Source organism: Enterobacter asburiae, from assembly GCF_007035645.1.
Classification (GTDB): domain Bacteria; phylum Pseudomonadota; class Gammaproteobacteria; order Enterobacterales; family Enterobacteriaceae; genus Enterobacter; species Enterobacter asburiae_B.
Map to the genome: position 1 here is coordinate 2,954,342 of NZ_AP019632.1, position 25,001 is coordinate 2,979,342.

Annotated in this window: 19 protein-coding genes; 4 read left to right on the forward strand and 15 right to left on the reverse strand. The window is 56.0% G+C overall.

All coding sequences use genetic code 11. The annotated features are described in order from the left end of the window. The first annotated feature begins 83 nt into the window (after positions 1-83). The 3 genes from asnS (at position 84) to aspC (ending at position 4,569) form a co-directional block, all read left to right on the forward strand. Positions 84-1,484: an asparagine--tRNA ligase gene (gene asnS / locus FOY96_RS14190; RefSeq protein WP_033145107.1), complete on the forward strand. Its 1,401-nt coding sequence runs from the start codon at positions 84-86 to the stop codon at positions 1,482-1,484. 606 nt (positions 1,485-2,090) lie between these two features. After that, the gene (locus FOY96_RS14195; protein ID WP_047651295.1) at positions 2,091-3,194 is read left to right on the forward strand and encodes a porin; all 1,104 of its coding nucleotides are present in this window, start codon (positions 2,091-2,093) and stop codon (positions 3,192-3,194) included. A 184-nt stretch (positions 3,195-3,378) separates the two neighbouring features. Continuing rightward, a complete protein-coding gene (gene aspC / locus FOY96_RS14200; RefSeq protein WP_033145106.1) occupies positions 3,379-4,569 on the forward strand; it encodes an aspartate transaminase in 1,191 nt (396 codons plus the stop codon). A gap of 48 nt (positions 4,570-4,617) precedes the next feature. Here aspC and FOY96_RS14205 read toward each other — a convergent pair whose 3' ends face one another. The 7 genes from FOY96_RS14205 to cmoM form a co-directional block, all read right to left on the reverse strand. Continuing rightward, positions 4,618-5,265, reverse strand: coding sequence for an MBL fold metallo-hydrolase (locus FOY96_RS14205; protein WP_033145105.1), 648 nt, complete (start codon positions 5,263-5,265; stop codon positions 4,618-4,620). A gap of 20 nt (positions 5,266-5,285) precedes the next feature. After that, on the reverse strand, positions 5,286-5,837 hold the full coding sequence (gene mepK, locus FOY96_RS14210; protein ID WP_033145104.1) for a peptidoglycan L,D-endopeptidase MepK: 552 nt from the start codon (positions 5,835-5,837) through the stop codon (positions 5,286-5,288). A gap of 174 nt (positions 5,838-6,011) precedes the next feature. Then, positions 6,012-7,835 (reverse strand): L,D-transpeptidase, encoded by a 1,824-nt coding sequence (ldtD, locus tag FOY96_RS14215; RefSeq protein WP_033145103.1) that lies wholly within the window; start codon positions 7,833-7,835, stop codon positions 6,012-6,014. Between the two features lie 178 nt (positions 7,836-8,013). Then, the gene (gene mukB / locus FOY96_RS14220; RefSeq protein WP_094935416.1) at positions 8,014-12,465 is read right to left on the reverse strand and encodes a chromosome partition protein MukB; all 4,452 of its coding nucleotides are present in this window, start codon (positions 12,463-12,465) and stop codon (positions 8,014-8,016) included. Further along, positions 12,465-13,169 carry a chromosome partition protein MukE gene (gene mukE, locus FOY96_RS14225; protein ID WP_008499954.1) on the reverse strand — a complete coding sequence of 235 codons (705 nt, stop codon included), beginning with the start codon at positions 13,167-13,169 and terminating at the stop codon, positions 12,465-12,467. Before mukE ends, mukB begins: the two co-directional genes overlap by 1 nt. Next, positions 13,150-14,472, reverse strand: a complete 1,323-nt coding sequence (mukF, locus tag FOY96_RS14230) for a chromosome partition protein MukF (RefSeq protein ID WP_033145101.1) — start codon at positions 14,470-14,472, stop codon at positions 13,150-13,152. Before mukF ends, mukE begins: the two co-directional genes overlap by 20 nt. A 3-nt stretch (positions 14,473-14,475) precedes the next feature. After that, positions 14,476-15,255 carry a tRNA uridine 5-oxyacetic acid(34) methyltransferase CmoM gene (gene cmoM / locus FOY96_RS14235; protein ID WP_143347283.1) on the reverse strand — a complete coding sequence of 260 codons (780 nt, stop codon included), beginning with the start codon at positions 15,253-15,255 and terminating at the stop codon, positions 14,476-14,478. 124 nt (positions 15,256-15,379) lie between these two features. Here cmoM and elyC point away from each other — a divergent pair, with 124 nt between their 5' ends. Beyond that, on the forward strand, positions 15,380-16,159 hold the full coding sequence (gene elyC / locus FOY96_RS14240) for an envelope biogenesis factor ElyC (RefSeq protein WP_064672221.1): 780 nt from the start codon (positions 15,380-15,382) through the stop codon (positions 16,157-16,159). Here the strand turns inward: elyC and FOY96_RS14245 are convergent. The 8 genes from FOY96_RS14245 to ihfB all read right to left on the reverse strand — a co-directional run bounded on the left by FOY96_RS14245 (position 16,136) and on the right by ihfB (position 24,942). Further along, positions 16,136-17,029 (reverse strand): YcbJ family phosphotransferase, encoded by an 894-nt coding sequence (locus FOY96_RS14245; RefSeq protein ID WP_023311002.1) that lies wholly within the window; start codon positions 17,027-17,029, stop codon positions 16,136-16,138. The two genes, elyC and FOY96_RS14245, sit on opposite strands and share 24 nt — an antisense overlap. Before the next feature lie 142 nt (positions 17,030-17,171). After that, positions 17,172-17,918 carry a 3-deoxy-manno-octulosonate cytidylyltransferase gene (kdsB, locus tag FOY96_RS14250; protein ID WP_143347284.1) on the reverse strand — a complete coding sequence of 249 codons (747 nt, stop codon included), beginning with the start codon at positions 17,916-17,918 and terminating at the stop codon, positions 17,172-17,174. Further along, the gene (gene ycaR / locus FOY96_RS14255; RefSeq protein ID WP_006174474.1) at positions 17,915-18,097 is read right to left on the reverse strand and encodes a protein YcaR; all 183 of its coding nucleotides are present in this window, start codon (positions 18,095-18,097) and stop codon (positions 17,915-17,917) included. The genes kdsB and ycaR overlap by 4 nt, the downstream gene beginning before the upstream one ends. A 45-nt stretch (positions 18,098-18,142) precedes the next feature. Then, positions 18,143-19,372, reverse strand: a complete 1,230-nt coding sequence (locus tag FOY96_RS14260) for a winged helix-turn-helix domain-containing protein (protein ID WP_143347285.1) — start codon at positions 19,370-19,372, stop codon at positions 18,143-18,145. Between the two features lie 44 nt (positions 19,373-19,416). After that, complete coding sequence (lpxK, locus tag FOY96_RS14265; RefSeq protein ID WP_143347286.1) at positions 19,417-20,394, reverse strand: tetraacyldisaccharide 4'-kinase; 978 nt, start codon at positions 20,392-20,394, stop codon at positions 19,417-19,419. Further along, positions 20,391-22,139 (reverse strand): lipid A ABC transporter ATP-binding protein/permease MsbA, encoded by a 1,749-nt coding sequence (msbA, locus tag FOY96_RS14270; RefSeq protein WP_033145094.1) that lies wholly within the window; start codon positions 22,137-22,139, stop codon positions 20,391-20,393. Before msbA ends, lpxK begins: the two co-directional genes overlap by 4 nt. A 36-nt stretch (positions 22,140-22,175) precedes the next feature. Continuing rightward, positions 22,176-24,440: a ComEC family protein gene (locus FOY96_RS14275; protein ID WP_143347287.1), complete on the reverse strand. Its 2,265-nt coding sequence runs from the start codon at positions 24,438-24,440 to the stop codon at positions 22,176-22,178. A 214-nt stretch (positions 24,441-24,654) separates the two neighbouring features. After that, entirely contained in the window at positions 24,655-24,942 is a 288-nt protein-coding gene (ihfB, locus tag FOY96_RS14280; RefSeq protein ID WP_008499965.1) for an integration host factor subunit beta, read from the reverse strand. Positions 24,943-25,001 lie beyond the last annotated feature (59 nt).

The following is a 25,001-nucleotide window of genomic DNA, read 5'->3' on the forward strand; positions in this document are numbered from 1 at the left end:
TAGCGGATGGCAGGTAACATAGATATCCCCCCATAAGGGTGGACAAGTGTTTATTTTTTCCGACTATTAACAGAGAGAATATTATGAGCGTTGTGCCTGTAGCCGACGTACTCCAGGGCCGTGTCGCCGTTGACCAGGAAGTCACCGTGCGCGGATGGGTGCGTACCCGCCGAGATTCTAAAGCTGGCATCTCCTTCCTCGCCGTCTATGACGGTTCCTGCTTTGATCCTGTACAGGCCGTCATTAATAATTCTCTGCCCAATTACAATGATGACGTTCTGCGACTGACAACGGGTTGCTCCGTCATTGTTACCGGCGTGGTTGTGGCTTCACCGGGTCAGGGCCAGAGCTTCGAAATTCAGGCCACTGCGATTGAAGTCACCGGCTGGGTTGAAGATCCGGATACCTATCCGATGGCGGCAAAACGCCACAGCATCGAATATCTGCGTGAAGTCGCCCACCTGCGTCCGCGTACCAACCTGATTGGTGCGGTGGCGCGCGTGCGTCATACGCTGGCGCAGGCGCTGCATCGTTTCTTCGATGAGCAGGGTTACTTCTGGGTGTCTACCCCGCTGATCACCGCGTCCGATACGGAAGGTGCCGGTGAGATGTTCCGCGTTTCGACGCTGGACATGGAAAACCTGCCGCGCACGCCTGAAGGTAAAGTGGACTATGACAAAGACTTCTTTGGTAAAGAAGCCTTCCTGACGGTATCTGGTCAGCTCAACGGCGAAACGTACGCCTGTGCGCTGTCAAAGATCTACACCTTTGGCCCAACCTTCCGCGCCGAAAACTCCAACACCAGTCGTCACCTGGCGGAATTCTGGATGCTGGAGCCTGAAGTGGCGTTCGCCAACCTCGACGATGTCGCTGGCCTGGCAGAAGCCATGCTGAAGTATGTGTTCAAAGCGGTGCTGGAAGAGCGTCCTGACGACATGAAATTCTTCGCAGAACGCGTAGACAGCGATGCTGTAGCGCGTCTGGAGCGTTTCGTCTCTGCCGACTTTGCGCAGGTGGACTATACGGACGCGGTGGCGATCCTCGAGAAATGCGGTGAGACGTTCGAGAACCCGGTTTACTGGGGCGTTGACCTGGCGTCTGAGCACGAACGCTATCTGGCCGAGAAGCATTTCAAAGCGCCGGTTGTCGTTAAAAACTACCCGAAAGACATTAAGGCCTTCTATATGCGCCTTAACGAAGACGGTAAAACCGTGGCAGCGATGGACGTACTGGCGCCTGGCATTGGTGAAATCATCGGTGGCTCTCAGCGTGAAGAACGTCTTGACGTGCTGGACGCGCGTATGGAAGAGATGGGCCTCAACCCCGCTGACTACAGCTGGTACCGCGATCTGCGCCGTTACGGTACCGTACCGCACGCCGGTTTTGGTCTGGGCTTCGAGCGTCTGATTGCCTACGTTACCGGTGTTCAGAACGTACGCGACGTGATCCCGTTCCCACGTACTCCACGTAACGCCAGCTTCTAATCGGTATACGACTGAAATGGCCAGCAAATGCTGGCCATTATTTTATTCTGTATTGTCAGTTTTCGTCAGCGCAAAGTCAGCGTCTTTAAACCTTCCCCCCGTCACAACCACTACCTGTTACGTTTTGTTTCCGCGAAATATCCAGCCACAAAAAATAAACCCCATTCTTATTGCGATTATTACACCCTCAAGCGATAGCACAAATTTCAACCACTTTTACAGCCATCCGGAAGGCCTTTCACAGTCATAAGAAAAAACGAGCCGTTTAAGGTCTGTTTATACGAATCGCCTTTATCTCAATTAATCATAAGGAATTCATATATATAGGATAGGATTTGCTGTTTAATTCGCCAGGGTGTTCTGAAGTTTGAGATGGTTCACAAAGTTCCGAAAAATACATATTTGGTTACACATATTTTCTTTCGGTTACTTAATCTTGAGAATTGTAGCACTTTCAGGCTAGCGAAACGCTTCGCCGAATGGAAAGATGCCTGTCAGATACATAAAGACACCAAACTCTCATCAATAGTTCCGGAAATATTTATTGACAGAATTTATTGACGGCAGTGGCGAGTGTCATAAAAAAACCAATGAGGGTAATAAATAATGATGAAGCGCAATATTCTGGCAGTGGTAATCCCTGCCCTGCTGGTAGCCGGTGCAGCTAACGCTGCAGAAATCTATAACAAGAACGGCAACAAACTGGACTTCTACGGTAAAGTTGTGGGCGAACACGGCTTCACCACTTCTGGCGTACACAAAAACGCTGACTCCTCTTACGGCCAGATCGGCTTCAAAGGCGAAACTCAGATCAACGACCAGCTGACCGGTTACGGTCAGTGGGAATACCGTGCACGCGCCGGTGCAGCTGAAGGTGATCAGACTAACGTAACTCGTCTGGCTTTCGCTGGCCTGAAAATCGCTGACGCGGGTTCTCTGGACTACGGTCGTAACTACGGTATCGTTTACGACGTAGAATCCTACACCGATATGGCTCCGTCCTTCTCTGGCGAAACCTGGGGTGGCGGCTATGTTGATAACTACATGACCAGCCGTTCTACTGGCCTGCTGACCTACCGTAACAACAACTTCTTCGGTCTGGTTGATGGTCTGAACTTTGGCGTTCAATACCAGGGTAAAAACGATCGTAAAAACCTGAATGAAGCAAACGGCGACGGTGTTGGCCTGTCCCTGGGTTACGAGTTCGGTGAAGGCTTCGGTCTGATCGGTGCCTACAGTACCGCTAACCGTACGCTTGAGCAGAAAAAAGATGGTAAAGGCGATAAAGCTGAATCCTGGGCTGTTGGCGCGAAATACGACGCGAACAACATCTACCTGGCGACCGTTTATGCAGAGACTCGCAACATGAGCCGCCTGGGTAACAGCGGCGAAAACTATGTTCCGAATGATGATGGTAATGTTTATAACATCGCTAACAAGACCCAGAACTTTGAAGTTATCGCTCAGTACCAGTTCGACTTCGGCCTGCGTCCTTCCGTTTCTTACGTTCAGTCCAAAGGTAAAGACCTGAACGGCATCGGCGACCGTGACCTGGCGAAATACATCACCACTGGTGCGACTTACTACTTCAACAAGAACTTCAACGTGTACGGTGACTACCGCTTCAACCTGCTGGACGACAAAGATGCGTCCACCAGCTGGGTTGGCTCTGACAACCAGGCTACCGTTGGCGTAACCTACCAGTTCTAATCAGTACACCACTTTGTTATATGCTTAATGAACAGGGCTTCGGCCCTGTTTTTTTATGCGTGACAGAAAATAATGGCGACTTTTGAAAAGCCGCACGCTTTTCGTCGCAAACGGTTGGCATTTTGTAAATCTACCGTTAACCTGATAGCGGATTTCACTTCTGTAATCACAATGGAACTTCGTCATGTTTGAGAACATTACCGCCGCTCCTGCCGACCCTATTCTGGGCCTGGCCGATCTGTTTCGTGCCGACGACCGCCCTGGCAAAATCAACCTGGGTATTGGTGTATATAAAGATGAAACCGGCAAAACTCCGGTACTGACCAGCGTTAAGAAAGCTGAGCAGTATCTGCTGGAAAACGAAACCACCAAAAACTACCTCGGTATTGATGGTATCCCTGAGTTTGGTCGCTGCACCCAGGAGCTGCTGTTCGGTAAAGGCAGCGCAATTGTGAGTGACAAACGTGCCCGTACAGCACAGACCCCAGGCGGTACCGGTGCGCTGCGCGTAGCGGCGGATTTCCTTGCGAAAAACACCTCTGTTAAGCGCGTATGGGTGAGCAACCCAAGTTGGCCGAACCACAAGAGCGTGTTTAACTCTGCGGGTCTGGAAGTGCGTGAATATGCATACTACGACGCGGCAAACCACTCTCTCGACTTTGACGGCCTACTGGCGAGCCTGAGCGAAGCGCAGGCAGGTGACGTGGTGCTGTTCCACGGCTGCTGCCACAACCCAACCGGTATCGATCCGACGCTTGAGCAGTGGCAACACCTGGCGAAACTGTCCGTTGAAAAAGGCTGGCTGCCGCTGTTTGACTTTGCCTACCAGGGCTTCGCCCGTGGTCTGGAAGAAGATGCCGAAGGCCTGCGCGCGTTCGCAGCCGTTCACCAGGAGCTGATTGTCGCAAGCTCGTATTCCAAGAACTTCGGTCTGTACAATGAGCGCGTGGGTGCCTGTACGCTGGTTGCCGCTAACGAAGAGACCGTCGATCGTGCGTTCAGCCAGATGAAATCGGTTATCCGCGCGAACTACTCTAACCCACCGGCACACGGTGCATCTGTTGTGGCCACTATCCTGAGCAACGATGCGCTGCGCGCTATCTGGGAACAAGAGCTGAACGATATGCGTCAGCGTATTCAGCGCATGCGCCTGCTGTTTGTGAACACCCTGGCTGAGAAAGGCGCGGACCGCGACTTCAGCTTTATTATCAAACAGAACGGCATGTTCTCGTTCAGCGGCCTGACCAAAGAGCAGGTTCTGCGTCTGCGTGAAGAGTTTGGCGTGTACGCCGTGGCCTCAGGCCGCGTGAACGTTGCAGGCATGACGCCTGACAACATGGCGCCACTGTGCGAAGCGATTGTCGCCGTACTGTAATTTGTGCCCATAAAAAAGCCTGCATTATGCAGGCTTTTTTTATTCTGGTTACCAGACAGGCATCTCATCCTGAAGGAACGGATTATGGAGCCGTTCGTAGCCCAGCGTCGACATCGGACCGTGTCCAGGGATAAACGTAACGTCATCACCCAGCGGCAATAACTTTTGTTTAATCGACTGAATCAGCTGCCCGTGATCGCCGCGTGGAAAATCGCTGCGTCCTACGCCACCTTTGAAGATCACATCGCCGGAAATCAGCAGACGGGACTGGTCATCAAAGAAGACGATATGGCCTGGCGTATGCCCAGGACAATGCAACACCTGTAAAGTCACATTCCCTACGTTAACGCGCTCTCCTTCGTTCAGCCAGCGATCGGGCGTCAGGGGCTGACACTCATCAAGGCCAAACATGCGGCTTTGGGCGGGTAACCCCTGCAGCCAGAACTCATCTTCTTTTTCCGGACCGACGATCGGCACACCGTAGTGTTTAGCGAGTTCAGCCGCTGCACCCACATGGTCGAGGTGACCGTGCGTCAGTAAAATCTGCATGAGCGTCACGCCGCTGTCGGCGACTTCCTGCTTGATTTTCTCAGCGTCACCGCCGGGATCGACAAGCGCGGCCAGTTTAGTCTGTTCGCACCAGATCAATGAACAATTCTGGGAGAACGCGGTAACCGGAATAATACGATAGTTCATACTGCTCCTGTGTTTCGTTATTACCAGTGCCGAACCGGACCGGTATCAATATGCACAAAGTTGCTGCTGGGGTAATATCCTACACCACCTGCGCGCATAGATAACGCGGCTTTGCGAATATTGGCTAACGAAACGCCTTCAATATGGAAATCCATTGCCTGTCCCTTCGTGTGATAGCTTTTTTTGGCTACCCCGCGACTGTGGGCGCGCAGTTCATTATTGGTATCAATCGAGCGATAGCCAGATATGAGCTGCACTGGCCTGCTGGTGCCCAGCAGGCCCTGAAGGCGGAAAATCTGATCAAACAGTCCTGGATCGATGGCTTTTATTTTATTCGCGCGGAAATCACGGAAAAAATGGTTAAGTCTTGCTAATTCATCCTGAATATAGCCTCTGCCATCGAAAAACTCCGCTTTTAGCGACTCACCGGTATGCAGGTTGTTGAGCGTTAAAACTCGCGGACGAGGTGTCGAGAGGGTGGCAAATGCTGGCGTCGGCAGGATGGCCGCTGCGCCAAGCGCAACACCACCTAACGCCAGCAGTTTGCGGCGATTAGCGTCAAATTTGTCCATGATAATCAGGTCTACAGGTAAAAGAAATCGTAATATGCTTAGCGCACGAAGGGCACCTTAACTGGCAAAACCAGGTACGTCAAGGCGCCCAACCCCAGTGAATACGCGGCTTACAGCGATATTGCCCCCTATTCACCCTAACTTACGACAATCATTTTTCCCGAACTGCTTCATTTACCTGATTAATTGTTCCGCTTTTGGCAATATTTGTGCGCCGGATCGCGCGGTGAGATCATAATTGTAAATATCTGTACGATACTGGGTACGCCCGTCCTCACCCACAAATGCCGTCAGATAGTAAAGATTGACCGGAATATTGTGGCGAATATTCACGTAACGCGTATCCCCCTGCTTCAGGGCATCCGAGATACGCGTGTCGTTCCAGCCCGCATCCTGCAACAGCATATTGGCCAGCTCCGAGGCTTTGTTCACGCGCACGCAGCCAGAACTCAGCGCGCGCGTATCTTTCTGGAACAGGTTGTGGTTCGGCGTATCGTGCAGATAAATAGCTTCTGAACTCGGCATGTTGAATTTGTAGCGCCCTAAAGAGTTATGCGCTCCGGGAGCCTGCTGGAAGCGGAACGGCAGATTCGACGCTGTGATCGTCGACCAGTCGACCATATAAGGATCGATGGCCTCTTTACTGTTCCATCCACGCATCACCGTGTAGCCATGACGTTCAAGATAACCCGGATCGTTCCAGACTTTCGGCAGAATGTCTTTACGCGCCAGCGTCGGCGGCACGTTCCACGGCGGGTTAACCACCACGTTATTCAGCGCGCTGCTCATCATCGGTGTTTTACGATCCGGACGCCCGACAATCACGCGCGACGCCAGCACTTCGCTGCCGTTCTGGTAATAGACCAGGGAATACGCCGGGATGTTAACCATAATTCCGGTAGAGAGCGTTCCCGGCAGCAAGCGCAAACGCTGGATATTGAGCGCCAGCACCCCTGCCCGCTGCGCAGGCGATACGTTCAGCCAGTCGCGCGTCGTCTGGCCAATGACGCCATCGGCCCCCAGCCCCTGAGCGGCCTGGAACTGTTTAACGGCCGCAACCAGCTCGCGATCGTAAGCAGCGGGTTTGTTGCTCAGGGCAACGGCTTTCTTCTCTTTAACTGGCGCTGACGGGCTGACGGCGACGTTTTGTGGATCGTCACCCGGGAGAACAATCTTTGGCCCGCCGTCAAGAAGACCAGAACGCGTCAGGATCTCGCGCAGGGCAGGAACATCGCTGCTCCACTGCCCCGGACGCAGCGTCGCGGTGCCGCGCATCTGCGGCCATGGACGCGTGTCCCCCACCAGCGTGAGGAGCGACTGGTGCAGAGTGGCATAGTGTGGATGCGCCGGTGCCAGGCTGGCAATAAAGCGCGGCAGTTCGCCATTGTCCAGCGCGAGCTGCCACTGGTTAATCACCGACAGCGCCGGCGTCGCCAGCTTGTACGGCTTATCGCTGTACAGCCAACGGTTGCCGTTGACCGGAATACCCGCCACGAACTGCAGGTAGCCCATCATGGCATCGGAAAGCACCACGTCCCGCGCCTGCCCGGTGACGGCAGGATCGGTTAACAGCTCAACCCACTTTGTAAACTGCGGCTGAAACCCTGCAATCGCAACCTCTGCCAGCTGCTGCTGGAAGGCGCGCACGGCATCGCGATTTTCCCACATCGGTTTCATATCGCGGGCAGCATAGAGGAGCGTGAGCTGGTTGATATAGACAGGCGTGTAGCCTGACGGCAGCTCCGACTGCAGCTGCTGGCTGAGCGATTCCGCGTCGATGCCTTCCGGCAGCGGTTTAATTCCGGCCATGATAGCCGTCGCCGGAGACTGCTCCAGCGGCTGGGACAACGACGTTGGCTGCGCGCCTGTCGTTGCCGAGCTGTCAGTCGGCACAATTTCAGGCTCGTCGGCCTGGGCGGTTAACAGCGGAGCAAACATCACTGCCAGGCATAAACTCAGCGCAGACAGCTGACGACCACATTCTTTCTTTAGCAACATCCCTTGCCCCCTGTTATCACGACATGCCCATCACGCTGGGGCTTTCTTTCATTATAGGTAGACGGCTAAGCTGTTGCCTTACCTTATGTAAAGAAGTTTAAAGATAACGCAGCCCCAAGCACAAGTTAAGTTTAAAAAAAAAGCGGCGCCAGTGCGCCGCTTCGGGTCAGAAGACGCTTCAGGAAGCGTCCGCCGTGGTTTCCGGCAACGACTCCGGCGGCTGCGGCGCAAAGCCGCGCAGCCCCACAACGTGAACGTGTTCGCTGTTCTGGAACACCTTACGCACCAGTTTGTAGGTGGTGCCCTTCTCGGGGCTGATGTTCTCCGGCGCCGCGATAATGAGCTGCATATCGAGACGTTCGCAAAGCTCGAACAGCGTGGCAATCGAGCGGGCATCAAGTCGCGCCGCCTCATCCAGGAACAGCAGTCGGCATGGCGAGATATCTTTGCCGCGCAGGCGGCGCGCTTCATCTTCCCAGCTCTGTACGACCATCACCAGAATTGACATCCCGGTACCGATCGCTTCACCGGTAGAGAGCGCCCCGGATTCCGCACGCAGCCAGCCATCTGAGCCACGGTTTACCTCAACTTCCATTTCCAGGTAGTTACGGTAGTCCAGCAGCTCTTCACCGATGGTTTGTGGCGTACGCTGGCCCATATCAATCTGCGGGTTCAGGCGCTGATACAGCTTCGCCAGCGCTTCGGAGAAGGTCAGACGGTTGCTGTTGAACAGATCCTGATGCTGCTCGTGCTGCTCTGAGAGCACTTCCAGCAGCGTCGCGTGGGCCTCACGCACGTTGACGTTGAGGCGCACGCTGTTCACCTGGCCAAACGACACGCTCTGCAGACCCTGGTTCAGCTGGCGGATACGGTTCTGCTCGCGCTGAATGGTTTTACGAATAATGTTCGCCACGCTGCGGGAGCTGATCGCCAGCTTCTGTTCGCGGGAGGTCAGTTCTTCCGTCAGACGGCCCAGCTCGATTTCCATCTGTTCGATGGCTTCAACCGGATCGTCGGTACGGATGATGTCCTGACGAATACGCTCGCGCAGGTGCTGGTAAACCGCCACGAAGAACTGGATTTTACGTTCCGGACGCTTCGGATCCTCCGACATGCGCAGCACGTCGCGCAGGTGTTCGTTATCCGCCACCGCCAGACGCAGCGCACCCAACGCCTTATCCGACATGGAGCGCAGCTCATCGGCAGAGAGATACGCCAGCTCACGGCGGTGCAGACGACGCTCAACGTTATTGTCTTTCACCATGCGCATCACCGCGCACCAGCCCGCCTTGGCGGTCACGACCTGCTCGCGCATTTCGTGATAGTCGCGTTCCAGCTTGCGCAGGCGACGGGTCAGGTTATCCATTTCGGCTTCGCAGAAGGTCAGCGCTTTTTCCAGCTGATTACGACGCGCGCGGTTATTGCTGAGCTGCGAATGCAACTCGTCACGACGAATACGCGCGCGCTCTTCTGCCCCGCTGTCGGCACGAACGCCGATGTCCTGAAGCTCTTTCTGCAGATCGTTTAACAGCTCTTTCTTGGTGTCGAAGGAGCTTTTCAGCGAGGCCAGCACCTGGTTGTACTGGTTCAGCTGAGCGGAGTGGCTGCGCATTGCTTCGCGGGCGCGAGTACGTTCCGCTTCCGCCTGCTCGAGGCGCTGACGCAGTTTTTCGTTCAGATCGCTGTTACCGCTCAGCATTTCAGCCGAATCGGAGTAGCCAAAGTGGGCCCGACGCTGCACCACTTCCGTCAGGGCAAACGCCTGCTGACGCGCTTCGCGCTGCACCTGCTGCGACCAGGCATAATCTTCTTTTAACTGCTCGAACTGTTCCGGGTCGCTCTGCAGGACAGACACGACGGGCTCCAGCTTCGCCAGCTGATTGCCGTGCTGCTGAACGAAACGCGCGGCTTCCTGCGCTTCATCCAGACGCTCCTGGATCTCATCCACACGGTCAGCCAGCGTGTCATCCGCCAGCAGATTCAGGCGCGGCAGAATGCGGTTAAGGGCAGCGACGCCCTCTTTCGCCTGTTCAAACTGAACGCGACTCTGCTGGTTATCGCTTTCATGGCTGGCAATCGCACGTTCCAGCTCGCCACGGCGGGTATTGAGCTTGCGGATTTCGGCTTCCGGATCCGCGTCAAACGCTACGGCGAGATGGCTGCCGATAAAACGGCTGAACGACTGGTGCAAACGCTGGGTTTTCTGCACGTCAAACGACAGGGTCGCAAAACGTTCAGACAGCGTTTCACGCTCGGCGTGCAGGCTCTCGATGCGGCTTTCGCGCGCGGCGCGGCCAAACAGCGGCAGCTCCGGGAAGCGGGAATAACGCCACTGACGGTCGGCAATTTTCACCACCACCGCTTTTTCCAGCTCGTCGACGCTGAATACGCTGTCATCGAACGACTGCGGATCCCCTTCGATCAGGTAGAGATCTTCCGGGCAATCTTCCAGGCCGGCAAGCTGATCAGAAATCAGCGACAGATCCGGGACCACAATCGCGTTGCGGGATGGACCGTACAGCGCGGAGAAGTACGGGGCATCGTCCAGGCCAACGTCGTCATAAATCTCGGACAGCAGCACGCCGCCAAAACGCTCGGCTAATGCATTCAGGCGCGGATCTTCTGACCCGCCCGGCTGGCTTAAGCGCTCAATTTCTTCATCGACGTCGCGCTTGCGGGCGCCCACTTCGTCACGCTCAACGATGGCTTCACGTTCGCGCTCCAGCAGCTGCTGCAGGTATTCGGTCACTTCCTGACTGGATTCGAACTGCTCGCCGCACTGCTCGCTGAGCTGGTTCAGGCTGCTTTGAGCCGCCAGCCAGACCGGCGCACGCTCCAGGAGCGTCTTCGAACGGGACTGAATCTGCTCCAGCTCCTGACGCAGGGTCATACGCTGTTCGCTGGCGTTTGATACGGTATCGGACAGGGCCGCAATACGCGCTTCCAGCTCCTGATGCAGGGCCTCAAGCTCGTCGAAATCGTAATTTTTTCCCTGACGCTTGCAGAATTCCGCCAGCAGACGCTCGGCTTCCTGCTGCTCGCGCAGGCGCTGCTCCAGTTCGTTCAGACGCATACGCAGCGGCTGAACCTGCTCGGCCAGATGGCGCTGGTTCACACCGTCGCGCAGCAGTTCACGGGCAACGTCCCAGGCTTCGCTACGCGCCAGCGGGCCGTTAATAGCAACTACCAGCTGATAAGCCTGCTCAAACTGGCTGTGCGCCGTTTGCGCGACGCTCATTTTCTGTTCAAGGGAGAGCAGTTTCTCGGTGGCTTCCTGCTCTTTGGCCTGGAAGGTATCCAGCCATTCGTCGGCGCTGTCCGGCGTAAGGTCAGGCAGATGGCACAGCTCTTTCGCACGCTGTAATGCCTGCAGTGCCTGGGTGTACTGAATCGCTCGCGTTTGCTGCACGTCCAGCGCCTGCTGGTAATCGGCAAGCTGGCTTTTCAGCTCATCCACTTCCAGCTCGGCCGCTTCGGCGCGGGCTTCGTTCTCTTCCTGCATGTCGGCGGCTTCGGCCACCACTTCATTTTGCTCTTCGAGACGAATCTGAAGCTCATCGAGGTCCGCTTCATAGCGCTCGATTTTTTCCTGCTGACGCAGCGCGGTCTGCACCAGGTTCAGATGATCGCTGGCGGCCTGATAATCGGCTTCCAGGTCGCCTTCAGCACCGTTGTGCTCGCCCAGCTCGCGCGCCATTTCAACGTGCTTGTACTGCTCCGCTACCAGCTGTTTACGGGAGGTAAACAGCTCGCGACGGTATTCTAATGCCTGATCGAGATGCACGCGGCGCTCGTTGGCGTGGCGCATGTAGTCCGCCGCCACGTAGTTGGTGGCTTCGCTGATCAGGTGTTTAAACAGGTCGCGGTCAGACTGGGTAACGCGAATCGCTTCCAGCGTCATGCGGTTTTCGCGCAGCGCCGCTTCCATATCCTGGAAGGCCTTACGCACGCCGCTGTTTTCCGGCAGCAGGTAGTCGCGCAGGGAGCGGGTAATCGCGCTGGAGATACCGCCGTACAGAGACGCTTCAATCAGGCGGTAGTATTTGCTGCGGTCTGATGCGGTGCGCAGACGACGCGCCACCACGCCCAGATCGAACATCAGCGAGTGGTAGTCGGTAATCGAGTTGAACTGCTTGAACTGTACGCCTTCGATGGCTTCAAGCTTGTCTTTCAGCTCCTGCAGCGTCAGCACGCGCGCCTGGCGTTCGTTCAGGGTTTCCGTCAGCAGCGCCGTCGGCTGCACGGAGGTCGGCAGCCCCTGGATCGCAAACGGCTTGATATCCACTTTACGGTCGCGACCGGCGACCTGCTGCAGGCGCACGCCCACCACAACGCGCTGATGACGGGAGTTAATGACGTCCAGAACCGAATAACAGACACCGGCCTTCAGCTTACCGTGCAGACCTTTATCACGGGAGCCGCTTGTGGCTCCCGCTTCGGTGGTGTTACGGAAGTGAAGCAGCGTCAGATCGGGGATCAGCGCCGTAACAAAGGCCGCCATGGTGGTGGATTTACCCGCACCGTTACCGCCGGAGAGCGTCGTGACCAGCTCATCCAGATCGAACGTTCGGGCAAAGAAGCCGTTCCAGTTAATCAGCGTCAGTGAGCGAAATTTACCGCGTTCAATCATTACTCTTCCTCCCCGCTATCCGGCAGATTCTCTTCATGCTCGTCATTGAGCTGCAAATGGTTTTCCACCGGCATCGCTTCACCGTCGCGGATCATGCGGAGCTGCGCTTCACGCGCGTCATCGCCCGCGCGCACGTCGGCGCCGAAGCGGAAGACTGATTCCGTAATGCGGAATTTGCTGCTGTCGTGGCCCATAAACCAGACCATCCCCAGACGACGCAGACGGTTCAGGGAAGAGCGAACCTTTTCCTGTAATTTCTGACGGTCAAGATCCGACCCCGTGGAGCGGTTGTTCACCAGCTTCAGCAGCTTGCTTTCATCTGCCAGCGTCAACAGCTCGTCGTAAAGTTCCTGCTGGGTGAAGATCCCTTCATTCGCCAGACGTTCCGGGCTGAGGTAGAGGTAGCAAAGAATTTTGCCGACCATCATATCCAGCTCGGAGAGCACGGAACGCGGAATAAGCGTTGTGGAGCGCGGGCGCAGGTAGAAAAAACCTTCCGGCGCGCGGATAAGTTCCACGTTATAGCGTGCGTAAAACTCTTCCAGGTACTCCTGGAAGTCCATCAAAAAGGCGTGATTATCCAGCTCGTCTAATCCAATGTGACGACCGGCACGCAGCTGGCTGTCCAGCGCAGGAAATAACGGATTCGCCAGCGCCTGTGCCAGCTTAACTGGCATCACTTGTTCAATATTTGTCAATGACATGCGCCTGTACCTTGGCTCCGTAATCGTTGATTGGCTGCCACTTCGGCGGCAGTCCGGTGAAATCTGCTTGCGCAACGCCCAGGCGCACCGCCTGGTCTACCACAATGCGGGCAATGTCGAAGTGGCGCGCGCGTGGATATTGCGCCAGATAGTCGCGCACCACGAGCCCAAGATCCAGCGGCACTTGTCTGGTTTTGTAGACAGCGAGCTGTTCTTCAATCATCGCCGCAAGCTGCTCGCGAATTTCGTTAAATTCTTCGTATTCCAGATCCGGCGGCAGTTCACCGGTCACCTCTTCATCGCGCAGCGCCATCTCTTCGTCGCGCATATCCAGCAGACGATCGGCATTGGCGTAGGTCAGCGCCCACGGCGCATCGAAATAGGTCTGCACCGACTGACGCAGACGCTGAGCAAAGACGCGGTTTTTATCCATATCAATCGCGGTACGGATAAATTTATGCACGTGTCGGTCATAGCCGATCCACAGGTCGATCGACTGCTGGCCCCAGCTGATAATGCGATCGAGTTTGCTCTGCAGATCGAACACCAGGCGGTCGACAAAATGCAGATCGTCGTGCGCCAGCGTCGCATCCTGGATGCGTAGCAGGTTAGCCTGCAGCTTGTCCCCTGCGGCTTCCAGCGTATCCTGGAGCTCACGCAGCGTGCCGGAAGTTTCTGACAGCAGAAGTTCACAGCTGGAGATGGCCGCTCGCCAGTCTTTATTCAGCAGCTGGGCGATATCGTCTTTCACCTGCTGCTGCTGTTCGTCCATCAGGCGCTGGGTGAGATCGATACTGTCGAAAATCTCGGCCACCGAATATTTCAGCGGCGCGTAGACGTTACGGTGCCAGTGGAATTCGTCACCGTTTTCATCCGCCGCGTCGGCGGCGCGCTTAAGCTCACCCGCCACGATCGAGAGCTGCATGGAAAGACGCAGCGTAGAAAATTCACGCTGGCGAATATAGTAATCGGTGATGCCGATGCCCAGCGGCGTCAGGCGATAGATGGCGTTTCCTTCCGCCTGCTCGCTGGTAAAGCGGTTCAGCAGACGTTGACGCACCATATCGTTGATTGCGTTGTTGGCACGCACGCTAATGGTTTCGCTGGTTTGCTCAAACGCATCACTGACATGGCGGAACGCATCCACCAGTTCACCCTCGCTCATTTCACCATCCAGCCGCTCGCCGTTCAGCGTGGCAACCGCCAGCAGGAAAGAGAGTCTGTCTACCGGCAGCGAGATGGAGAAATCGTTTTTCCTGGCCCAGGCAACCAGTTCGGGGACTGTCTGGGAAAATTCACTCATAGGTTATCCTTGCATCTGCGGCTTGTGCGCGGTGACGTGAATATAGCGGCCAAGGCTGATAAAAGGCTCCTGACGGCAATACCGCGTTTCTAATTCTGTTAAGGTGTCAAAACAGTCACGCTGTTTGTGTTTTTCACGCAGATAATCATGAAACACCCTGACGCCCGTCTTCCCGACGATCTGCCAGCCAATCGCTTCCAGCCAGCCATAAACCTGCTGTGGATCGCGCGGATAGTCCGGGGAAAGCGTGCGCTTTTTCTTTTTGGGCATCCCGACCTGCACATAGTCGAAGTTTCCTGCAACCATGTTGTGCATCAGGAAGCCGTTAGCATTGTAGAACATCAGCGACAGCGTGCCGCCCGGGCGCAACATAGACCAGAGGGTTTGTAACACGCTTTGCGGATCGGCAACCCACTCCAGCACCGCATGAAACAATATCAGATCAACCTGTGTTTCCAAATGCTGTGCGATGTCCTGAGCGGCGCATTGTATAAAATGCATGTTGTCGCTCACACCTTTCTCTTCTGCAGCACGCGTCGCGCGGGCGACCATTTCAGCAGAAAGATCGCAAAGCGTGACGTGATGACCGCGCCCGGCCATTTTTATCGCCGTCTGCCCTTCACCGCCACCGGCGTCCAGCACGCGCAACGTTTGACCACCAAAGGTAGCCAGAATGGTGTCCAGATCCTGCCAGAGGATCGTCTGACGGAGCTGACCTTTCGTGGTGCCATAAATGTTGCGCGAAAACTTTTCCGCGATGTCATCAAAATTGCGATCCCGCATTGGGAGAGTTCCACTCGCTAACTGCAAAACCGCTATTTTGTCACACCCGCGCGGAGAATGAACCTCTCTGGTGTAATATCACGGGTAATCACCTGCTATATGGTCAAAAAAGGAACCAAAAAGGATGCTTTTTACCCTTAAGAAATACATTGGAGGGATGATGCTTCCCCTTCCGCTGCTGCTCATCATCATCGCGCTGGGGCTGGCGCTGGTGTGGCTCAGTCGCTTTCAGAAGAGTGGTAAAACGCTTATCACGCTCGGCTGGTTTGTCCTGCTGCTGTTGAGCCTGCAGCCGGTCGCGGATGGTCTGCTACGCCCCATCGAAAACAAATACCCAACATGGCAGGGAAATCAGAAAGTGGCGTACATCGTGGTGCTGGGCGGCGGATATACCTGGGATCCTGACTGGGCCCCCAGTTCAAACCTGATCAACAACAGCCTGCCGCGGCTAAACGAAGGCATTCGCCTCTGGCTGGCGAACCCGGGATCAAAAATGATCTTCACCGGCGCGGCGGCCAAAACGAACCCGGTGAGTACGGCTGAAGCGGGCGCCAGGGTCGCAGAATCACTCGGCGTGCCGCGTTCCTCGATTATCACCCTGGACAGCCCAAAAGACACCGAAGAAGAGGCTGCCGCAGTGAAGCAGGCAATTGGCGATGTCCCGTTCTTACTGGTGACCTCCGCCTCACACCTGCCCCGCGCGATGATTTTCTTCCAGAAGCAAGGCCTGCACCCGCTTCCCGCACCGGCAAACCAGATGGCCATCGACGCGCCGCTCAACCCGTGGGAACGGGCGATCCCATCCCCGGCCTGGCTGATGCATAGCGATCGCGTCGGTTATGAGACGCTCGGGCGCCTCTGGCAGTGGCTGAAAGGATCGTCAGGCGAGCCAGGGCAGGAGTGATTTTGTTGCCAGATCGAAATTTGCGCGATTAAAACGTCCGGTGTTAACCAACTGCGCGACTTCGTCCCAGAGCAGGTAAAGCCAGCGCCGCCAGAGAAACGCTTCTGCAACGGGTGCGCGTTGAAGGTAGTGCCACAGTAGACCTTCCGCCGCCCCGCTGTCGCTGAGCCTGAACAGCTCGTATTCGCGCGGAGCCCAGAGCATGATCCCCGGCCCAAGCATCGCCAGAAGCTGATCGCTGCGGGAGTCCTTGAGCATGCTGCGCAGGGTGAAATTACCGTGGATCAGCACGCAGTTGTCATTAAAACCGTCGAATAGCGCCGGTAAGCACTCGCGGGTGCGAAACAGAATACGTTTGTCTTGCATGGTTAAACCGGTATTGTTGAACTGGTTAAGCGTTCCCCACAGCACTTCCACCCGCTGGCGATACCACAGCGGCCACAGGTTTTCCTGAGTGCTGTCGACCGGACCGACAAGCCCGCGGCTATCCTGACGGTGCCAGGCCAGCAGCGCCTCGACAATCTGGTCTTTTAACTGCTCCCAGCGTTCCGGCGTGCGCGCGGGCGCTTCAACGGGCACGCCGCGTAAACGCTCAATCAGCAGCACGTCCGGGCCGGGGTGTTCCTCGTGGGTCATCACGCCGTACACCGTCGGCATACGGACGGTTCCCTCCCGCGCCAGCATCGACATTTTCCATGCCAGCTGCCTGGCAACGCCCGGCGAGGTGAAACTTCTGGCCATCAGCGGCATTGGGTTGCCCTGACTGTCATACAACGACCAAAGCGCGGTATCGGCCTTTTCACTCACGCATTCGACCCGGCTTAATTTCTCACCCAGCAGATGGCTAAGTTCGGCACGCAGCTGTTCCATATGAGATTACCCCCATTAAGACTACTGCTTTTATAATGAGCGTCCTGAAGGGAGATGTCACCCGGAAGAGAACAATTAGGAAAAAGAAAGAGGAATTATCGAGGGAGAGAACATCCCTCCGACAGGAGGGATGCAGGCGGTATTAGCGCAACTCGGCGCGAACGCGCTCAAGATCTTCCGGCGTATCAACGCCCGTTCCAGGCACTTCGCTGGCAACGGCAACGTGAATTTTTTCGCCGTACCAGAGCACGCGAAGCTGCTCCAGCATTTCGATCTGCTCCAGCGGACTCGGCGCCCAGGTAACATATCGACGAATAAAACCGGCGCGATAGCCGTAGATCCCGATATGACGCAGGAAAGTATCACCGATTGTCTCTTTAGAGAGCGCAAAGCGATCGCGATCCCACGGGATCGTGGCGCGTGAGAAATAGAGCGCATAGCCTTCGGCATCCATGACCACCTTCACCGCATTGGGATTGAATGCCTCTTCAGCGTGGTGAATGGGCACCGCGAGCGTCGCCATACCGACCTGACGCTGAGCCAGGTTTTCTGCCACCTGACGGATAATCACCGCCGGGATCATCGGCTCGTCACCCTGCACGTTTACGATGACCGTATCATCACTGAAGCCACATTTTTCAACCACTTCCGCCAGACGCTCGGTGCCGGACTGGTGATCGGAGCGGGTCATGCATACCTCACCGCCTGCCGCCTCAACCGCACGGGCGACGTCAGGATGATCGGTAGCAACAATCACGCGATCGGCACCGGATTCACGCGCACGCTCAAGGACATGCACAATCATCGGCTTGCCATTGATATCCACCAGCGGTTTACCCGGCAGACGCGTTGAGGCATAACGCGCAGGAATAATGACAACAAAACTCATGGTTTGCTCTCTTCTGCCACCAGGGAACGGGCTTCATTTTCCAGCAGTACCGGAATGCCGTCACGCAGCGGGAAAGCCAGGCTGTCCAGCTTGCAGATCAGCTCCTGTTTGTCCTGGCTGTAGTAGAGTTTGCCGTTGCAAACCGGGCAGGCAATAATTTCAAGTAAACGGTGATCCATAGTTCCTCCGTATGGGTAATCGCTAAAGCTTAACACATTCCCTTTTCAGGGAGTGCCTGTTTCCCAGCCACTTCGACAGGATGTAAACAGTCCGTCGGGCACCCGGCCCAGCGTCACGTCGCAGGCACCCTGCCAGCGCGCGAATTCGCTAATGGCGAACGTTAACCCTTTTTCCAGGCTCGCCGTCACCCTGACACCCTCTTCCAGATAAAGCGCAATAATTTCAAGCGTGCCTGTCTTGCGGTGCATTTTGGCGTCCATACGCCCGACCAGTTGCCCCTTATGCAGCAGCGGGAGAACAAAGTAACCATACTGGCGCTTTGGCGCTGGGGTATAACATTCCAGCCGGTAGCTAAAATCGAACAGCTGCTCGGCGCGTTTTCTGTCCCAGACGACCGGGTCGAAAGGCGACAACACCGCACTGTGGGTTGCCTGAAGTTTCCCCTCCTGGGCCAGAGGCAGTAGCGGGAGGAGATCCGCATGCAGCCACATTTCGCCCAGCGTTTCCACCGTGACGGGGATGATGCGCTGTTCGCGTTGCCAGATGTCCAGCAGCGGTTTCAGCGCGGGCTGGCGAAGGCGATAATAATCAGCCAGCCATTGCGGGCGGAAAATCCCCAGGCTGCGGGCGCTGTTTTCGAGCATGATAGCCTCGGCCGCCTCCTGGGTAAGCAGGTCACGCTCGTCGTCCCAGTGCGGCATCACGCGATGCGTCAGGTCGTAGACGCGCTGAAAATTACGCCGCTCAATCACCATGACTTTGCCTGAGGTAAACAGCCCTTCGAGATGACGTTTATGCGGCTTCCACTCCCACCAGCCGCTGGTGCCTTTGCGCGGGTGTTCAAAATCGGCGGAGCGTACGGGGCCGTTTTCCTGAATATGCGCGATAAGCTGCTCAATTTCGGCCGCATGTTCCAGCATCCACGCCTGACGGTATTTCCAGCCCATCTTTTCAGGGGCAAGCATGCGGTGTCGAACCAAGGCAAAATCGCTGCGGGGCAGGAAGCAGGCTTCGTGCGCCCAGTACTCCATTAACTCCCCCTTGCTGAGCGCCTCATCCAGCCACTGCGAAGGATAATTTCCCAGGCGGCTAAACAGCACGAGGTAAGGGCTACGGGCCACAATGTTAATGGTGTCAATTTGAAGCAGCGACATGCGCTGGACGGTAGAGAGAATATCGGCAGGCTGCGCGCGGCGGCGGGGCTTTTTAAGCAGCCCCTGCGCGGCAAGGTGTAAATGACGTGCGGCTGAAAGCGAGAGTTGCGGTAAAGACATGCGTTATCCTGTCAGTCAAAGCGCCACCAGAACCGCGTAAGCGTTTATTTCACCAACGCAATCAGTTCCTTGAGCAAACGTTCCGGCTGCTCGCCGCTGAGTTCAGCGTCAACCGGCAGATACCACCAGTTTTCTTTCGCGAAGGCACGGCATTTCACCGCATCTTTTTCGGTCATGATCAGCGACTGCCCGGGTACGGTCAGGGCGTCGACCTGCCCTTCCACCAGCGCCTGGTGGTCGGCCAGCGGAACGCGTTTTTCCAGCCGGGCACCGCACTGTTCCAGCGTCGCGAAGAAGCGCGGCGGATGTCCAATCCCCGCCATCGCCACCGGTGAAGGCAGCTCAGCAACCGACCGGCGTTCACCCGTCACCAGGTTGATCGCCAGGCCCGGCTGCAGGTACATCGGGATTTCACCCGCTTTTGCCTCACCACCGTTCACAATCACCGCATCAACGGACTTAAGACGCGAAGCGCGTTCGCGCATAGGGCCGGCCGGCAGCCACCAGCCGTTACCGAAGCGGCGAACCCCGTCGATGACCACAATCTCTTTATCACGCGCCAGGGCGTAATGCTGCAGGCCATCGTCAGTGATAATAATTTGTACCGCGTGTTCGGCAAGCAGTGCCTGAACGGCGTCGCTGCGCACCGGGGAGACCGCAACCGGCGCGCCGGTGCGCTGGAAAATCAATACCGGCTCATCACCCGCTTCGGCAGTCGTGGTTTCCGCCGTCAGCAGCAGCGGATAACGCGCCGCTTTACCACCATATCCGCGCGATACCACCCCCGGGCGGATACCGCGTTTTTGCAATTGCTCCACCAGCCAGATCACCACCGGCGTTTTACCGTTGCCGCCCGCCGTAAGATTACCAACCACCACCACCGGAACCGGCGCGCGCCAGGCACGCTTCAGCCCGAGACGGTAAAGCAGACGAATTGTGCCGCTCACCAGGCCGTATAGCCAGGAGAGCGGCAAAAGCAGCAGCCACAGCGGAGATTCACCGGACCAGATGCGTGCAATCATTCGCCAAACTGCATCTTATGAAGCTGGGCGTAAACGCCGCGGTGTTCCAGCAAATCAGCATGGCTTCCGCGTTCAACAATGATACCGTCCTCAACCACGACGATTTCGTCAGCCTGCTCGATAGTCGACAGACGGTGCGCAATCACCAGCGAGGTACGGTTCTTTTGCAGCTCATCCAGCGCAGACTGAATAGCGCGTTCAGATTCCGTATCCAGCGCGGAGGTCGCTTCGTCCAGAATCAGAATTGGGCTGTCGCGCAGCAGCGCACGCGCAATGGCGATACGCTGACGCTGACCGCCGGAGAGCAGTACCCCGTTCTCACCGATTATCGTATCCAGGCCGTTATCCATCTTGTTGATAAAGTCCATTGCGTAGGCCATACGCGCGGCGTTCTCAATCTGCTCACGGCTGTATTCATCCGTGCGCGCATACGCAATGTTGTTAGCCACAGTATCGTTGAACAGGTGCACGTTCTGGGAAACCAGCGCCACCTGGTTACGCAGCGACTGCAGGGTATACTCCCGCAGATCATGACCGTCCAGGAGGATCTCACCTTCGTTAATATCGTAGAAACGGGTGATCAGGCTGGCAATGGTCGATTTACCCGAGCCGGAACGGCCTACCAGCGCCACGGTTTTACCCGCCGGAATGGACAGGTTGATATTACGCAGCGCCGGCGTTTCACGTCCAGGATAGGCGAAAGTGACATTGCGGAATTCAACGTCACCACGGGCGCGCTCAATCTCGCGAGTACCTTCATCTTTTTCCTGTTCGGAATCCAGAATACTGAACAGCGTCTGACAGGCGGCCATCCCGCGCTGGAACTGGGCGTTCACGTTCGTCAGGGATTTCAGCGGACGCATCAGGGCGATCATTGAGGAGAAGACCACGGTGATAGTACCCGCCGTCAGCGTCTCCATCACGCTTGGGAAGCTTGCGGCATACAGGACGAATGCCAGCGCCAGTGACGCAATCAGCTGAATAATCGGGTCAGAGATGGAAGAGGCCGAGACCATTTTCATCCCCTGCAGACGCATTTTATTGCTGACTTTATCGAAGCGTTTGGTTTCGACGTCCTGACCGCCAAAAATCAGAACTTCTTTATGCCCTTTCAGCATCTGTTCCGCGCTGGTCGTCACCTGCCCCATCGTGTTCTGCATATTCTTACTGATATTGCGGAAGCGCTTTGAGACGACGCGGATAGCAATAGAAACTATCGGCGCCAGAACGATAAGGATGATCGACAGCTGCCAGCTGTAATAGAACATCATCGCGAAGAGGCCGATGATTGACGCACCCTCACGCACAACGGTGATCAGCGCGCTTGAGGACGAGGAGGCAACCTGCTCTGAGTCGTAAGTAATACGGGACAGCAGCGTCCCGGTAGACTGCTTGTCAAAGAACGAGACCGGCATGCCCATCATGTGGCTGAACAGGCGACGGCGCATGGTCATCACCACTTTCCCTGATACCCAGGAAATACAGTAGCTGGAGATATAGCTGGTGATGCCGCGTAAGATCATCAGTCCGATAACCACCAGAGGCATCCATAGCAACACTGAGCGATCCGTTTTACCAAAACCGTCGTCCAGTAACGGTTTGAGAAGCGATAGCATAAAAGTATCGCTGGCTGCGTTGAGGATTAACGCTACTCCCGCCACGATCAGGCCTGTTTTAAAGGGCGCAATCATCGGCCAGAGTCGGCGGAAGGTTTGCCACGTGGAGAGATCTTTGTCGTTATGCATTCAAAAAACCAGCATTCGTTGAAATAGCCGCATATTCTACCCGTTATCGACGGGCTCGCCAAACCACTGATGATACCAAACGGGTAAAAATTGCTCTCGCAAGCGCCGGATTTGCCAGTGATGTTGCGAGAATGTCACCGATATTTGTCCAGAATGAGGGGTATCGTGCCAGATATACCCCTCTTTTCGATAACGTCGAACAACTTTTGCCGACGGGAATCGCCATGCGTTATAGCGGGCCGCTGAATCCAGGGCGATCTGACCTTCCACCCGCTGTACCAGCGGCAATGACGACGAAGTATTGCTGCCATGATGGGGCACCTGTATAAGCGTAGACGTCAGATAACGCCAGTAATGGCTAAGCATAGCCTGTTCCGCTTGCGCTTCAATGTCCCCTGTTAGCAGAACGCTCTGCTCACCGTCGTCCACCTTGACCACGCAGGAATGGTTATTTCCCTGAGCCGGGTAATTTTCGGGGGGCCAGTGGACGGTGAAGGAGAGTCCCTGCCATTTCCATCTCTGCCCGCGAAAACAGGGGCGATGTCTCGCCTGGCGCAATGGGCTTCTTACCCACGCGTCAGGCCACGCTTTTTGCAACGATGCGAGTCCTCCCGCATGGTCGAGGTGCTCATGACTGAGAATAACGCCTTCAGGCCGCAGGTGATGCCAGCGAAGCCACGGGATAATCAACCGCTGCGCGCTATCCCCGCCCGGCCAGGCGAGCCCGGTATCATAGAGAATGGCTTTCCCCTGCCGTTCAATGACCATCGCCAGCCCCTGACCCACATCCAGCATATGCAGCGTCCAGCTCTCGCTTTTTTCCGTTCGCCACAGAGGAAATGTCAGTAAGGCACTTCCTGCAAGACAAACGGCTGGAAGGGTTTTCCAGGCACGAAAGCGCCAGCCAATGATGATAAGCCAGGGCAGTAGCGTCATGTACTCCCAGCGTTGATCGACACTCTGCCAGCCGTCAGGCAAGCGCATGAGGAGCCAGAACAGCCCCGCAAGTGACTTATCGGCTGCGAACCAGACAATGCTTTCAGGTGCCGCCAGCGGCAGCAGATGAAGCAGCATACCGAGCAGGATCAGCGGCACGGAGACAAACGTCACCAGGGGAACGGCAAAGAGATTCGCGACCAGAGAAGAAATGCTGAAGCCGTGGAAAATCAGAACCTGTAACGGCATCAGCAGCATCAGCATGCCCACCTGCAGATAGATCAGGTTCAGCAGCGGCCGTATACATCGTGCCCTGCGCCAGCCAGGAAGAGGCAGCCACTGAAACCAGAAAATCAGCGCGGCGACGGCAAATGCAGATAAGAGCAGACTCTGCGAGAGTATGGCTAAGGGATCGCTTATCAGGATCGCCGCGATACAGCAGACCCACACCTGCCAGGGAGACCATTGTCGGGCAGCGATCCGCAACATTGCAAGCACAGCAAGCGCGATGACCGTTCGTAGCGCAGGCGGTTGAAGACCGGTAAGCCAGGCGTAGAAAGCGGCAAAGCATAACCCGGCCAGAAGAGGCATTTGCCAGTGGATACGGTGGCTGGGTAATAAAAACTGTAGCCCACGTGCGAGTAACCAGGCGAGGGATGCCGCCAGCGCGATATGCAGTCCCGAAATCGCCATCAGATGCAGCGTCCCGGTTTCGCGCATCAGGTCTTGTATTTCCCGGGGCATATCCAGACGTTCACCCATTCCCAGTCCGAGGATAACCGCCCCCCATCGGTAAGCAGAAAGGCGGTTTTGCAGTGACATGAGATATTGCGCTCGCAGGCTGCAGCGTCCATCAACGAGTTCCGCACGGGTGAAGCGCCCGCTCAGCGTTTGGTGGCGGGCAAAAGCGCTGCGCTGAGAATCATAACCGCCGTCGTTCAGCTCGCCGTGGGCAGGCCTGAGCCGGAGCGTCATGGTCCAGCGCTGACCGGCACACGCTTTCTGTGGCAGATAATTGCCATACAGCGTTATGCCGGTAGAGGCCCACCAGCGCTTGCCATCAACGCTAAGAATGTTTCCCTGATGCTGCGTTGCGCCATCTGTGGCGGCGATCGCTACCTCAGCCTGCACGGCCCCCGTGGTTAAATGCTGCATCGGCCAGACGCTCTCCTTCGCAGCCAGAATACCCCACACGCAACATAACAGCGTGATACCCGCATACTTCAGTCGTACGTTTCGCCGTGCGGCCAGCACGATCCCGCCAACAATCATTATCCACACGGTGTGACGTGATGGCAGTTCAGGTAACCAGAGTAACGGGGCTATCGCCAGAATGGCGCAGATACTAAGCGCGGGAATTCCCATTGCTACCTCCCTGTTTCAGAGGGGCAGTATGTAATCAGGTAGAAGGAATTGTCAGATGGTAAGAATGCGTTTTACAGCGCGCGCTGTGCTGTTTTTATCGGTTTGCAGAAAACGAAACGGAAAATGCGGGGTATCTTCAGAATGAAAGCGACAGAGACAAAAAAAGCACCCGCAGGTGCTTTCTTTCGAACCCAGTTTAACCGACTGGCTAAACTCAGTTACCGTAAATATTGGCGCGATCGCGCAGTTCTTTACCCGGCTTAAAGTGTGGAACGTACTTACCTTCCAGCTCGACTTTATCGCCAGTTTTCGGGTTACGCCCGGTACGTGGAGCACGATAGTGCAGAGAAAAACTACCGAAACCGCGGATTTCAATGCGCTCGCCCTGGGCAAGAGTGGAGGCCATATGCTCCAGCATCTCTTTTACGGCATCTTCCACTGCCTTGGCAGGGATATGCGGTTGCTGACTGGCAAGTCTTTCAATCAATTCTGACTTGGTCATGATTCCTCCGGTTCCTTTCAAACCAATTAGCTGAACAGCTCATTAAACAAGGGCGGCCG

Bases quoted from the DNA above. Each gene is read 5' to 3' on its own strand.
- asnS (WP_033145107.1), top strand. From the start codon at position 84: ATGAGCGTTGTGCCTGTAGCCGACGTACTCCAGGGCCGTGTCGCCGTT.
- FOY96_RS14195 (WP_047651295.1), top strand. From the start codon at position 2,091: ATGATGAAGCGCAATATTCTGGCAGTGGTAATCCCTGCCCTGCTGGTA.
- aspC (WP_033145106.1), top strand. From the start codon at position 3,379: ATGTTTGAGAACATTACCGCCGCTCCTGCCGACCCTATTCTGGGCCTG.
- FOY96_RS14205 (WP_033145105.1), bottom strand. From the start codon at position 5,265: ATGAACTATCGTATTATTCCGGTTACCGCGTTCTCCCAGAATTGTTCA.
- mepK (WP_033145104.1), bottom strand. From the start codon at position 5,837: ATGGACAAATTTGACGCTAATCGCCGCAAACTGCTGGCGTTAGGTGGT.
- ldtD (WP_033145103.1), bottom strand. From the start codon at position 7,835: ATGTTGCTAAAGAAAGAATGTGGTCGTCAGCTGTCTGCGCTGAGTTTA.
- mukB (WP_094935416.1), bottom strand. From the start codon at position 12,465: ATGATTGAACGCGGTAAATTTCGCTCACTGACGCTGATTAACTGGAAC.
- mukE (WP_008499954.1), bottom strand. From the start codon at position 13,169: ATGTCATTGACAAATATTGAACAAGTGATGCCAGTTAAGCTGGCACAG.
- mukF (WP_033145101.1), bottom strand. From the start codon at position 14,472: ATGAGTGAATTTTCCCAGACAGTCCCCGAACTGGTTGCCTGGGCCAGG.
- cmoM (WP_143347283.1), bottom strand. From the start codon at position 15,255: ATGCGGGATCGCAATTTTGATGACATCGCGGAAAAGTTTTCGCGCAAC.
- elyC (WP_064672221.1), top strand. From the start codon at position 15,380: ATGCTTTTTACCCTTAAGAAATACATTGGAGGGATGATGCTTCCCCTT.
- FOY96_RS14245 (WP_023311002.1), bottom strand. From the start codon at position 17,029: ATGGAACAGCTGCGTGCCGAACTTAGCCATCTGCTGGGTGAGAAATTA.
- kdsB (WP_143347284.1), bottom strand. From the start codon at position 17,918: ATGAGTTTTGTTGTCATTATTCCTGCGCGTTATGCCTCAACGCGTCTG.
- ycaR (WP_006174474.1), bottom strand. From the start codon at position 18,097: ATGGATCACCGTTTACTTGAAATTATTGCCTGCCCGGTTTGCAACGGC.
- FOY96_RS14260 (WP_143347285.1), bottom strand. From the start codon at position 19,372: ATGTCTTTACCGCAACTCTCGCTTTCAGCCGCACGTCATTTACACCTT.
- lpxK (WP_143347286.1), bottom strand. From the start codon at position 20,394: ATGATTGCACGCATCTGGTCCGGTGAATCTCCGCTGTGGCTGCTGCTT.
- msbA (WP_033145094.1), bottom strand. From the start codon at position 22,139: ATGCATAACGACAAAGATCTCTCCACGTGGCAAACCTTCCGCCGACTC.
- FOY96_RS14275 (WP_143347287.1), bottom strand. From the start codon at position 24,440: ATGGGAATTCCCGCGCTTAGTATCTGCGCCATTCTGGCGATAGCCCCG.
- ihfB (WP_008499965.1), bottom strand. From the start codon at position 24,942: ATGACCAAGTCAGAATTGATTGAAAGACTTGCCAGTCAGCAACCGCAT.